13 protein-coding genes are annotated in these 11,705 nt (G+C 41.5%); 8 read left to right on the top strand and 5 right to left on the bottom strand.

The window, feature by feature from the left end; all coding sequences use genetic code 11:
• The first annotated feature begins 154 nt into the window (after positions 1 to 154).
• Entirely contained in the window at positions 155 to 1,027 is an 873-nt protein-coding gene (locus GQY27_RS02755; RefSeq protein ID WP_160031962.1) for a hypothetical protein, read from the top strand.
• A gap of 335 nt (positions 1,028 to 1,362) precedes the next feature.
• Here GQY27_RS02755 and GQY27_RS02750 read toward each other — a convergent pair whose 3' ends face one another.
• From GQY27_RS02750 to GQY27_RS02730, 5 genes are all read right to left on the bottom strand, one after another.
• Positions 1,363 to 1,641, bottom strand: a complete 279-nt coding sequence (locus GQY27_RS02750) for a YxcD family protein (RefSeq protein WP_160031961.1) — start codon at positions 1,639 to 1,641, stop codon at positions 1,363 to 1,365.
• Between the two features lie 5 nt (positions 1,642 to 1,646).
• Complete coding sequence (locus tag GQY27_RS02745) at positions 1,647 to 2,111, bottom strand: hypothetical protein (protein WP_160031960.1); 465 nt, start codon at positions 2,109 to 2,111, stop codon at positions 1,647 to 1,649.
• 86 nt (positions 2,112 to 2,197) lie between these two features.
• Positions 2,198 to 2,755 carry a PadR family transcriptional regulator gene (locus GQY27_RS02740; RefSeq protein ID WP_160031959.1) on the bottom strand — a complete coding sequence of 186 codons (558 nt, stop codon included), beginning with the start codon at positions 2,753 to 2,755 and terminating at the stop codon, positions 2,198 to 2,200.
• A gap of 241 nt (positions 2,756 to 2,996) precedes the next feature.
• Positions 2,997 to 3,575: a beta-class carbonic anhydrase gene (locus GQY27_RS02735; RefSeq protein WP_160031958.1), complete on the bottom strand. Its 579-nt coding sequence runs from the start codon at positions 3,573 to 3,575 to the stop codon at positions 2,997 to 2,999.
• A gap of 47 nt (positions 3,576 to 3,622) precedes the next feature.
• A complete protein-coding gene (locus GQY27_RS02730; RefSeq protein ID WP_160032053.1) occupies positions 3,623 to 3,967 on the bottom strand; it encodes an iron-sulfur cluster biosynthesis family protein in 345 nt (114 codons plus the stop codon).
• 118 nt (positions 3,968 to 4,085) lie between these two features.
• Here GQY27_RS02730 and GQY27_RS02725 point away from each other — a divergent pair, with 118 nt between their 5' ends.
• From GQY27_RS02725 to GQY27_RS02695, 7 genes are all read left to right on the top strand, one after another.
• Positions 4,086 to 5,603 carry a carboxypeptidase M32 gene (locus GQY27_RS02725; RefSeq protein ID WP_160031957.1) on the top strand — a complete coding sequence of 506 codons (1,518 nt, stop codon included), beginning with the start codon at positions 4,086 to 4,088 and terminating at the stop codon, positions 5,601 to 5,603.
• 262 nt (positions 5,604 to 5,865) lie between these two features.
• A complete protein-coding gene (locus GQY27_RS02720) occupies positions 5,866 to 6,876 on the top strand; it encodes an ABC transporter substrate-binding protein (protein WP_160031956.1) in 1,011 nt (336 codons plus the stop codon).
• Positions 6,877 to 6,903: 27 nt separating this feature from the next.
• Complete coding sequence (locus GQY27_RS02715) at positions 6,904 to 7,686, top strand: ABC transporter ATP-binding protein (RefSeq protein ID WP_160031955.1); 783 nt, start codon at positions 6,904 to 6,906, stop codon at positions 7,684 to 7,686.
• On the top strand, positions 7,683 to 8,522 hold the full coding sequence (locus GQY27_RS02710) for an ABC transporter permease (RefSeq protein WP_160031954.1): 840 nt from the start codon (positions 7,683 to 7,685) through the stop codon (positions 8,520 to 8,522). Before GQY27_RS02715 ends, GQY27_RS02710 begins: the two co-directional genes overlap by 4 nt.
• Positions 8,523 to 8,663: 141 nt before the next feature.
• Entirely contained in the window at positions 8,664 to 9,638 is a 975-nt protein-coding gene (locus GQY27_RS02705; protein WP_160031953.1) for an aromatic acid exporter family protein, read from the top strand.
• Positions 9,639 to 9,741: 103 nt separating this feature from the next.
• Positions 9,742 to 10,299: an outer spore coat protein CotE gene (cotE, locus tag GQY27_RS02700; protein ID WP_160031952.1), complete on the top strand. Its 558-nt coding sequence runs from the start codon at positions 9,742 to 9,744 to the stop codon at positions 10,297 to 10,299.
• A gap of 111 nt (positions 10,300 to 10,410) precedes the next feature.
• Positions 10,411 to 11,640 (top strand): putative amidoligase domain-containing protein, encoded by a 1,230-nt coding sequence (locus tag GQY27_RS02695; RefSeq protein ID WP_160031951.1) that lies wholly within the window; start codon positions 10,411 to 10,413, stop codon positions 11,638 to 11,640.
• Positions 11,641 to 11,705: the final 65 nt, after the last annotated feature.

The raw sequence follows: 11,705 nt of genomic DNA, 5'->3' as shown, positions 1-11,705 counted from the left end.
GTCTTTGAAATGAAAACGGCAACATTTATCTTGTGTAAATAGTGAAATAAGCCAAAAGTCTCTATTAAAATTAATAAGATTACGTATAATTGACCTGATGTTATATGTAATGTAAAATATAGTAAAAATATGATATTAAATAATGAGGAGGGAAATGATGCACGAACCTTATCCTTATAGTGAATCTCTCGACTTAGACACACTGGTGAAGTTGATTCAGATCAACTATACATTAGAGAATTGGGAGGAAGTGCTTTCGTTCTCAGACGAATTGATGACTTTGGCAAAAGAAATTCACAAGGAACTCGTTGAAATGGAGTCTACTTCTCATGAATTTAAACAACATATCATTTATTATTTTGGTTATAGTTCTTTGATGAAAAGTTTGTCCTATCAGAAACTAGGTGAACTTAACAAATCGAGAGAGTACATATCATTGTATGCGAATCTGGATTGGCTTAATGATTCTACGGATACAGGAAAGTTTATTATAGAAGATTTCAAATTTTTTGCTTCAGCGAATACATTGCAACTTGATGTACTGGATGGTAAACAAGAAAGAATACCTGAGTATGTTGAATTTTTAGTTAAAACGCCCGACCAAGCTCTGCAAGGATTAATAAATATCCTTCGTTCCGCGAATCAATACAATTACGATGTGGAAACAGAAATTAATCAGTTAAGTCAACATATAAAAGACTATACTCACTACAAAGAGAAGGTTAAGGCAGCGCATTACTTGGCTTATCAGTATCAGTTAGCTTTGTATAGACACAGAAGACAAGAACACTCTGCTGCGATTGATCTAACTTTGCATATTCTTTTTGCAGCGGATCAGTTAGGCAATGATAAATATTTTAAAAAAGCAATATCGTTATTTGAAGTAATTAGAAAATTTGGTAGTGTTTCTCAGTTAAAGCTGTGTTATGATATATTAAACGATATCATTATGAGAGGAGACTTATCCGATGAAAAAAGCCCTTCTTTCCGTAGCACTCCTGCTGGGTCTAGCAGTAGTAACTTTTAGTTACACTCCAATCCAGTTGGATCTAGCTGATCATGGATCTGAGTACACTGGTAGATAATAACAACTGATAATAACTAACATACATAAATATCTTTTACTTAAATCAATTTCATGACTCTCTAAATGAGTTATGAAATTGATTTACCTACACAAGAACTTAACGATTCTTACTAGCTTTCTCTAGCTGGTAAGAATCGTTTTTTTTGTTCGTGGTTCCATTAGAATGTTCGCTCCACTAAGAAGTCAGTGATGTAAAATAAAAAAAGCGGTCTTCGTGTCATGTCAATGACGCTAAGACCGCTTTTTCTACTGTATATGATACTGCTTTGTCCTGACTAAGTACGAATCGTAGCCGTAATTTCTTCATCAAGTTCAAGGGTAACATCTTCACGATAAGCACGAATGTTATATTCTTGGTGAACATATCGCAGGATGGCTTCAATCATATTCGCTTCAACGATGAACTGGCTGCGACCTTGAGCCCATATCTCTGCACTGTAACCAGTATCTTCATCCCAACTAAGTTCGACTTGAACATCTGTTGGCTTAATTTGTTTACGTTCTGCAGTGTGGATGCATATTGCATTCACGATCTCATCCATTGTAATAACCATACTTCTTAATACCGTCCGTTTCCGCCGTTGTTATTACCTGATCTTTCATTCTCCAAACGGCGTTTCTTAATAGATCTATAGATACCTACTCCAAGCATAACAATAACATAGATTGCTAAGAGGTTAATTGCAAGTCCTAGGATGTCGCCAAGGAATCCCATGTTACCGAAAAGACCTCCGAACAGCATACCTGCAAGACCACCAATCATTAGACCTTTCATCAATGATCCACCACCGAAAAATCCTGGCTTCTTGGCTGCTGTATTTGCAGAGTTATTTGCAGTAGTGCTTTTAGTAGTTGAGTTCGTGCTGTTATTAGAACGGGTAGGATTGCTTTGGTAGGACTTGGTACCTGATTTAAATCCACCGCGGCGTGCATCGGCATGATCCGGAATTGCAAGAGTAGAGAAAATCAGTGTAAAAGCCATCATTACCATTAATAGACGTTTCGTGCTGAACCATTTTTTCATATGAGTGAAAAACCCTCCTGGAATGTAATTTTTGTGACATAAGTTATTTACGTTTGAGAAAAATATTGGTTTCATTTTTTTGAACATCAATGTGTATGGGTTGCTTGGCGTTCTTGAAAATGAGCATTCATGAGGCCGTTAACCCAGTGGCACCATTCAATACCGGTTTTTGCCGTCATGGTTCCTTTCGTATTGACAATATATTCCCCAAAGTAAGGGCTGCCTGGCTGTACTGCTTCTTCAGGTAAATTTGCAAGCAATGCTTCATAGTATGCAAGCCGGGACTCAAACCAATCTCTGCGTTCATCTACCCATCGCTTCATCACAATCGGGTTCGTGACTTGAAAGCAGATCATACGAAGATTGAGTTCATCTCTTAAAGCAGGGGTGGACACGGGAGTGTACATCCAGTCCAATAATTTCTGAATACCTTTGTCTGTGACACGGTACATTTTTTTATCCGGTTTGTCTGTTTGTTCAACCCACCGAGCCGATAATAGTCCATCCTCTTCCATTCGGGACAGAATGGGATAAATTTGGCTATGCTTTGCTTGCCAGTGCGGCTGAATTCTTAGCATAAGATCATAACCGGAAGATTCGTCACGTGTGAGTAACCCGAGCAAACCATAGGACAGTATGTTCAAGTGGACATGTCTCCTTTACTAAGTTATAGCTACATCAAACATGGAATTAAGCGTTTTCTATAACTATAATATGAATAAAAGTGTACACTAATACTGTATGGTTTGACAACCGTTCTTCGGTTTAAGAGAGAAGATTGTATAAGGTATGTCACGAAAATGTAATAAAAAAACAAGACCGTACATTACGAAATGCAATGCACAGGGTCTTGTTTTTTTATAAATTTAAGATTTCTCTATAAATTTAAGATTTTACTGCCAGATTTTTATTTCCGTCGACTAAGAGATCCAGCGCACCTGTTTTAGGATCGATAATCATACCGTGAACCGGTACATCGGAAGGAAGGAGAGGGTGGTTGCGAATCATTTCTACCGTTTCCATCAATCCTTCTTGTACGTTATCAAATCCGCGGAGCCAGTTTTTTAGATTGATTCCAGAATGTTCAATTGTATCAAGAACCTTATTGGAGATTCCTCTTTCCGTCATGTGATGGAGCATATCATCACTATTAAGTGCTGCCATACCACATTCATGATGCCCAACAACAATGACTTCTTTTGCGCCAAGCTCGTACAAGCCAACAAGAATACTGCGCATTGCACTGCCGAATGGATGAGAAATAATAGCACCGGCTGTTTTAATGATTTTTACATCTCCATTACGGAAATTCATAGCCTTAGGAAGAAGCTCGACTAACCGTGTATCCATACAAGTAACGATCATCATTTTCTTTTGAGGAAACTTATCTGATATGTAGGCCTCATAGTCCCGGTTTTCTACAAACTGCTTGTTATGTTCCAGCATATCCTTGATGTTGTCCATGTTACTTCCTCCTTAGTAATTACGAGCTTGAAATAGGGTTTAACTGCTTAGTCCTGGTTTTGTAAACGAGTATCCTTCGGAAACAGATACATCCCATAATGTTGTCCGTTACTGGATAGTCTCAAAGAACGATCACCAGGATCTGTTGATAAAATAAGTTCATCCTCAAAAAAAACAGCCTTTGAGCTGTCAAGTATAAAGGTGAGCTCCGGGATGTTGCTCTCAATTGTAATATCCAAATCTTCCGACTTTGAAACAATATGGAATGCAGGAACGCCGCTTACTACACAACCGCAGCCTTCCGTGTCGTAAAACAAACGAATGACACCGGGCTTGTCATCAAGCTTTTTCTTAAGAAGCTCTTCTGCAGCCTTGTTTACTTTGATTTTCATAGTCACTCGTTCCCTCCTATACCACAAGATAAGTAATCAACTTTGTAAAGTTGATTATACGACTTACAAAAAGTATGATCAATAGGAAGAGATAATAATGTAAATGGGGTGCATTGAAATGAATCACGATATCCAGGCTAAGTTTGAACACTTTTTGAATATGAATCGAAAAATAAAAAGTTATTACGAGGCTATCGGACTACTTGATTGGGATTTAGCTACGGGGGCCCCACGTAAGGGTGTAGATACACGTTCTGAGACCATTGGTATGCTGGCAACGGAAGCATTCAAAATTTCGATCTCAGATGAAATGAAAGAACTCATCACTTATTTAACGAACGAGGATGTATTTAAGCAGCTTCAAGAGCAAGATCAGCGTCTGATTGAGGATGTAAAGCTGGAAATGAATCGTATGCAGTCCGTACCGCCGGATAAATTCCAGGCATTCAGCGTGCTTGCGCCTAAATCACAAGTGCAGTGGGAGAGTGCAAAAGAAAACGGAGATTTCGCTGCATTTGAACCTTACTTATCCCAAATCGTAGAAATGAAGAGAGAATTCATAGATTATTTCGGTGTGAAAGATACGCGCTACGATACGTTGCTTGATATGTTCGAACCGGATCTCACGGTAGCAAAACTGGATGAAGTATTCAGTAGACTAAAAGCGCGCCTTGTTTCCCTGCAAGAAAAAATCAAAAATTCCGTACATAAACCGGATACTTCCTTTCTAGATCAGTCTTTCGATATCAAGAAACAAGAAGAATTTAGCCGCTATATTCTAGGGGAAATGGGCTACGATTTTGAAGCCGGAAGACTCGACGAAAGCGTACATCCATTTGCTACAGGGCTTAATCCAGGGGATGTACGTATTACCACGCATTATTATGAAAAAGATGTGGCAAGCGCCGTATTCAGCTCACTTCATGAAGGCGGTCATGCGCTATATGAACAAAATATCGATCCAAAACTTGCAGGCACCCTTCTTGCAGAAGGAACTTCCATGGGAATTCATGAATCTCAATCGAGACTCTGGGAAAATATGATTGGCCGTAGTCTTCCTTTCTGGGAGCGCTACTATCCGGTATTACAGTCTTATTTTCCAGAGCAGCTGAAAGATGTGTGTGTCGAATCTTTTTACCGCGCAATTAATAAAGTAGAGAGTTCACTGATCCGTATTGAGGCAGACGAACTAACTTACAACTTGCATATCATCATCCGTTATGAAATAGAGAAGATGTTATTTAACGAGAATTTATCAGTCTCAGACCTTCCTGCCGTATGGAATGATAAATATAAACAGTACCTCGGTGTGACACCTCCTCACGATGGATTGGGTGTTTTACAGGATGTACACTGGTCGAGCGGAGATTTTGGTTATTTTGCGTCGTATTCACTGGGGAATATGTATGCTGCGCAGATCGTTAACACGATGCGAAAAGAAATGCCGGAATTTGATCGTCATCTTCGAGAAGGAAATCTTTCACCGATTAAAGAATGGCTTACCGAAAAAGTTTACAAGTACGGTAAATCACGAAAACCATCCGAACTTATTCTCGCAATTACGGGAGAGGAACTGAATCCAGATTATCTTGCCGATTATTTAGAGGGAAAATATAAAGAAATTTATTCTTTATAGAATTTAGATAGAGAGATATATACTTGAATTGTGTTCCAGATGAAATTAAGGCAACGAAATGTGTTATATAAATCGATTCATGTCATTTTTCAAAAGATAGAAGATAAAGCTGACGGTCATTATGATCTGTCAGCTTTTTTCACATCAACATGTAAAATATATGGAAACGGGCGGGTGATCTCCCCGAATTCATTAACCATTTGTAGGTTCATTGCATACGTATACTCATAAATTGCATTGCTACTTAGGGGAGGGTTCTAAGATGAAAGGAAAAGGATGGTGGAAGCTGCTTTTGCTGCCGGTTCTCCTGTTGAGTGTCGTTATGAGCGGGTGTACGGGCGGTAAAAGCAGCGGGGATGTAAAGGTACGGGTAGGAGAGGTTACTCGTTCCGTATTCTATGCACCAGAATATGTAGCTGTCGCTAAAGGTTTTTTTAAGGAAGAAGGACTTGATGTAGAGATTCAAACGACCGCTGGTGGAGACAAAACCATGGCTGCTCTTTTGGCAGGGTCCATTGATATTGCCTTGGTGGGAGCGGAAACGTCGATCTATGTGTATCAACAGGGAGCAGAAGACCCTGTCATCAATTTTGCTCAAGTAACGCAAACCGATGGAACCTTTTTATTCGCAAGAGATCAGCAAGGTGACTTTGACTGGTCGCAGCTTAAAGGCAGCGAGTTCCTCGGTCAAAGAAAAGGCGGGATGCCGCAGATGGCGGGGGAGTTTGCACTAGGTAAAAAAGGGATCAATCCTCACCAGGATTTGACGCTCATCCAAAATATCGATTTTGCAAACATTGCAGCCGCTTTTGCTTCAGGAACCGGAGATTATGTGCAGCTCTTTGAACCGCAGGCATCCATCTTTGAAAAGGAAGGTAGAGGGAAAGTAGTGGCTTCCTTCGGGGTGGAGAGCGGGCATTTGCCTTATACGGTATTTATGACAAAGCAAAGCTATATCAAGGCGAACCAAGAGACGGTAACCAAATTCACCAGAGGTCTCCATAAAGCACAGACCTGGGTGAACGAGCACTCATCCGAAGAAATTGCGGAAGTGATCATGCCTTATTTTAAAGATGCGGATCCATCGATAGTTACCAGCAGTATAGAGCGCTATAAAGCTCAAGAAACTTATGCCACTGACCCAGTCATTGATGAGGAAGAATGGAATAACTTGCTTGCAGTTATGAAAAATGCAGGAGAGCTGAAAGAGGAAGTTCCCGCTTCTGCCATTGTGAATAACGATTTTGCAAATGACGTTATCTCTTCCAAGTGAAGCCCTTTTATCAAAGGAAGTGAGTAAATGAATTTAATAGAGATGAAAGATATTACCCATGTATATGTGACCGAGAGAGGAGCAAAGCTCGCGATTGAATCCCTTCATTTAGAGATAAATGAGGGCGAGTTCATTAGTCTTGTCGGTCCGAGCGGCTGCGGCAAAACAACGTTACTCTCGATGATCGCAGGCCTTCTTTTTCCTACAAAAGGAGAAGTCAGGTTATCTGGAGATCTAATCAAGTCCCCCTCCCCCAAGGTTGGATATATGCTGCAGCAGGATTACTTGTACCCTTGGCGGACCATTAAGGAGAATATACTTATTGGTCTTGAAATTACAGGACAGCTTACGAAGGATTCCGCACAAAAAACAAGCGAGATGCTCGCAAATATGGGCCTCGCAGGGACAGAAAACCTCTACCCTTCCTCCTTATCAGGGGGGATGCGGCAGCGGGTAGCCCTTGTGCGGACGTTGGCAACAAGCCCTGACCTGCTCCTGCTGGATGAACCCTTCTCAGCACTAGACTATCAAACGAAGCTCCAGCTAGAAGATCTGATCTCTGACACACTTCGAGCGCAGGGTAAGACGGCTATTCTCGTGACACATGATTTATCTGAGGCGATTGCTGTAAGTGATAAAGTGATTGTACTTGATAAAAATCCGGGAAGAGTTCGCAAAATATTTATAATTCCGGACGGAATCAGAAAGGCGCAGCCTTTTTATGCACGAGAACAGGCTGGGTTCAATGAACTATTTAATGAGATATGGAAAGAACTTGAAGACACAGATGGAAAGGAGGATAACAGATGAAGGAGCAAGAAGGTCTGAATCCATCTCAAGGGCAGGACTGGCTTACGCAAATTCACAGTCAGTATAGTCGCAAACGAAAATCCTTACGCCGTAAAGTCAGTCTTACGCAGATTGGTATTCTCATTATGATGTTTCTATTATGGGAAGTCGCTGGAAGAATGAAATGGATTGATGTACTGCTCTTCAGTTATCCTTCGAAAATCTTTGGACAGCTTGGTAAGGATGTAGCCAGCGGTGAAATTTGGAGTCACTTATCCGTTACTGTCTTTGAGACGGTGGTTGGATTTCTGCTAGGTACCATCCTAGGAACGCTCATTGCCATCTTGATCTGGTGGTCCCCTTTCTTGTCCAAGGTTCTTGATCCATACCTCGTCGTATTTAATAGTATGCCCAAAGTAGCTCTCGGGCCGATCTTTATCGTGATGTTTGGTGCGGGTTTTACCGCAATCATCATGACCACCATTTCCATTACCGTTATTATTACAACGCTCGTTGTGTATAACAGCTTTAATGAAGTAGATCCGAATTATGTGAAGGTTGTTCGTACTTTTGGAGCGAATCGCAAGCAAATCTTTCGAAAAGTTATCTTTCCTGCTTCGTTTCCGGCAATTGTCTCTACTTTAAAAGTGAATGTGGGGCTTGCTTGGATCGGGGTTATCGTCGGAGAATTTCTTGTTGCAAAGGAAGGACTTGGATATCTCATTATATATGGTTTCCAGGTGTTTAACTTTACACTCGTCATGTCGAGTCTTATCGTTATCGCTGTTGTTGCTACGGTGATGTACCAACTTGTAGCCTGGATTGAACGTAAACTGATGGGAGGGCGTGAATTATAGCACGAATGGAACAAATAATGTAAAAAAGACACGAAAATGTGTAGATTTAGCGTCACCCGAATAAGTTACATTGTTTGGCTAACAAAAATCATGTACGATAAATACCTACGATCCGATAGAGATAGAGGAGAGATATCATACATGGGGTTTCGCGTTATTAAAACAGCTATTGCAGCTCTTATGGCTGTTCTGATTGCTGATGCGGCGGGCTTGCATAGTCCGACCTCGGCAGGTCTACTCGCCATACTTGGAGTGGACGTAACTCGCAAAAGAAGCCTGAAAACCATTTCGGCACGTTTTTTCGCGTCGGTAGTCGGGCTTCTTTTTGCATCTGTTCTGTTTGCAGTTTTTGGATTTCACTACTGGGTGCTGGCTGCATATATACTGACCGCTTTTCCTGCGATTGTACGAGCAGGGTTTAAAGAAGGAATCGTCACCGGCTCCGTTGTTGTATTTCGGGTATTTAGCGGAGGGGAAATGAGCCTTGAAGTTATCGGAGTTCAGATTCTGATGCTTATTATTGGTCTCGGTTCGGCTATGGTTGTGAATATGGCTTACATGCCGAAACCGGATAATAAACTGTTAAATATAAGACACGACATTGACGCATTATTTTCTGTGATTTTCAATGAATTTGCTAACACCCTGAAAGACCCCTCTTATGTTTGGGATGGGAAAGAGATTATTGAAGCAGAAAAAGTGATATTAAGCGGAATTGCAGCTTCTAAAATGTATCTTGAAAATCAGGTTATTCATCCAAACGAAGAATGGACGGTTTATTTTTACATGCGAAAGGCGCAGCTAGATTCCATTCAGCATATGATGCATCTGATCTCACAAGTATATACAACGATGACACATGCCGAGATGGTAGCAGAATTATTTGATCAGCTAAGCGCCGATGTTCATACCGAGTTCTATACGGGACGTACCGAAAAACTGCTGCAAGAGATGGAAGAGCAGTTTCGCGTAATGGACCTCCCAACTACAAGGGAGGAATTTGAACTCCGTTCAGCGATTAGACAACTGTGCAGAGAACTTGGATTATATTTAAAAATTGCGAAAAAAGATAAAGCTCCTTTTCCGTGTCAGCAAAAGGAGAATAGCTTTTTATAAATAAATCTTTTATTAATAGAAAAAATAAGTGACTTAATCAATCAACAAATGCCCATGTCCTGCATACATATAAATGGAATGATTGTATGGAGGAGGTTCAAAGATGTCATTAGGTCATAAACAACAATGTAGAGAGATTATAACGAAAGCGATCTGCGGCAAAGGTCGTAAGTTCTCTACCGTAACACATACTGTGACTCCGCCACATAATCCTACCAGTATTTTAGGTGCATGGATTATAAATCACGAGTACGAGGCGGTTGCGGCTGGTGACGGAATTGAAGTGATTGGTACTTACGATATCAATATTTGGTATTCTTATGACCAAAACTCTCAAACCGATGTTGCTAAGGAAACAGTGTCTTATGTAGAGAATGTTCCACTTTCGTACCTTGATCCGAAACACCGTGCTTCTACAGTAGAGGTTTCTGCGGAGTCAACACAGGAGCCGAGCTGCGTAGAAGCAAGTGTATCTTCAAATGGGGAGAGTGTACTTATTCGGGTGGAACGCGAATTCGCTGTCGAACTGATTGCCGAAACCAAAGTCAATGTGCTTGTTAGTCCTCATGGCTGTGGGGACGATGACAAAGATTATGATTTTGGTACAATCGAAGCCGATTTTGATGAACTAGATCCAGACTCACTGGATGATGAACTGTAATTGCTTTTCCGATCTGTATAGTGCATCATATGCGCCGAACTCTTCGGCGTAGAGGGCGGCAGCCCTCCTTTTTTTTATTTTTTTAGCCTGAAGGAGAAGGGTGGAAGCGGGATGGCAGTAATCCGGAATATACCTCTATATGAGCAGATGTCAATTGCAGAACGAACTGCAAGACTGAAACGTTCGGGTCTCGGTTCCACCCTCTCTCTACATAGAGAGCAAGAAAATCATTTTAAAGTATATTATGAAGTGCTAGTTAGTCAGCTGAAGGCAGTGCGAGTTCGGAAGATCGTATACACAGGGATAAAACAAGTGAAAGAGACGTCCGTATTAAGAATAGAAGAAACGTCCCGTTATAGAAGAATTGAACGTGCCGCCGTAAAGGCAGCCTATGCGCTGAATTTAGTGCACGCCGAGATTGTACTGGAAGCATCGGAGAAAGGAGCTGTCATCACGAGTGTCAACGATTACCCTTGGCTCATAAATGATGACATCCGTCTGATGTACGAACAGGATGTAAGGGAAACAGAACTCGCTTTGGAAGCAGAAGTAAAAGCGGGCACTGTACCGGTACTTGGTATGGACCCTGAGTTTCTACTATTACGTGAAGACAGATCTATGGTGCCTGCTTCTCAGTTCTTGGATCGTCAGGGAGAAGCGGGATGCGACTCTATTTCTCGGGATGGAAGAAGGATCTATCCTGTAGCCGAACTCCGCCCAAATCCGAGTGCGGAACCGAGAGAACTCATAACACACCTGATGCATGCGTTTCGTACGGCGTCTTCTCTAATCACCGATCGTTCTTTAATTTGGTGTGCAGGAGGAATGCCTGTAAAAGGGATTCCTCTAGGAGGACACGTGCATTTTAGCCGGGTGATGCTGAGCTTTGAGCTCCTAAGAGCACTCGACAATTATTTAGCACTGCCTGTTGCTATACTAGAAGATCCGAGAAGTGCCGGGAGAAGGCCGCGTTATGGATACCTGGGAGATTTTCGAGTTCAGCCCTACGGAGGATTTGAATATCGTACGCTGCCAAGCTTTCTAATCTCTCCCATGATCGCAAAAGGGGTCGTGGCTATGGCAGGACTTATTGCCTCTCAGTACCGCAGACTAAACCTGCGGCCGCTCGATCAGCCAGAAATCCATGCCGCCTTTTATGAAGGGGATCGTGTCATGCTCCGATCTGTTATGGAGCCCCTTTTGCAAGAAATGATTCTCCTTCCTGACTACCGCAGGTTTCATAAATATATAAGTCCGCTAGTGTCTGCTTTATACGAAGGAAAGACGTGGGATGAAACAAGAGATATCCGGCCCTTGTGGAATATTCCGCTAGAGCCATGACATGCTTAGTCTTTTTGTTATAATAGAGATCTGAACGATAGAAAGCCGTATCTTAGATCAAAGAT

This window comes from Paenibacillus sp. An7 (assembly GCF_009870785.1).
Lineage (GTDB): Bacteria > Bacillota > Bacilli > Paenibacillales > Paenibacillaceae > Paenibacillus.
The sequence above is the reverse complement of the archived record's forward strand: the minus strand, read 5'-3'. Positions and strand labels throughout refer to the sequence as shown.

Bases quoted from the DNA above. Each gene is read 5' to 3' on its own strand.
- cotE (WP_160031952.1), top strand. From the start codon at position 9,742: ATGTCATTAGGTCATAAACAACAATGTAGAGAGATTATAACGAAAGCG.
- GQY27_RS02735 (WP_160031958.1), bottom strand. From the start codon at position 3,575: ATGGACAACATCAAGGATATGCTGGAACATAACAAGCAGTTTGTAGAA.
- GQY27_RS02745 (WP_160031960.1), bottom strand. From the start codon at position 2,111: ATGAAAAAATGGTTCAGCACGAAACGTCTATTAATGGTAATGATGGCT.
- GQY27_RS02695 (WP_160031951.1), top strand. From the start codon at position 10,411: ATGGCAGTAATCCGGAATATACCTCTATATGAGCAGATGTCAATTGCA.
- GQY27_RS02720 (WP_160031956.1), top strand. From the start codon at position 5,866: ATGAAAGGAAAAGGATGGTGGAAGCTGCTTTTGCTGCCGGTTCTCCTG.
- GQY27_RS02715 (WP_160031955.1), top strand. From the start codon at position 6,904: ATGAATTTAATAGAGATGAAAGATATTACCCATGTATATGTGACCGAG.
- GQY27_RS02710 (WP_160031954.1), top strand. From the start codon at position 7,683: ATGAAGGAGCAAGAAGGTCTGAATCCATCTCAAGGGCAGGACTGGCTT.
- GQY27_RS02750 (WP_160031961.1), bottom strand. From the start codon at position 1,641: ATGGTTATTACAATGGATGAGATCGTGAATGCAATATGCATCCACACT.
- GQY27_RS02705 (WP_160031953.1), top strand. From the start codon at position 8,664: ATGGGGTTTCGCGTTATTAAAACAGCTATTGCAGCTCTTATGGCTGTT.
- GQY27_RS02755 (WP_160031962.1), top strand. From the start codon at position 155: ATGATGCACGAACCTTATCCTTATAGTGAATCTCTCGACTTAGACACA.
- GQY27_RS02725 (WP_160031957.1), top strand. From the start codon at position 4,086: ATGAATCACGATATCCAGGCTAAGTTTGAACACTTTTTGAATATGAAT.
- GQY27_RS02730 (WP_160032053.1), bottom strand. From the start codon at position 3,967: ATGAAAATCAAAGTAAACAAGGCTGCAGAAGAGCTTCTTAAGAAAAAG.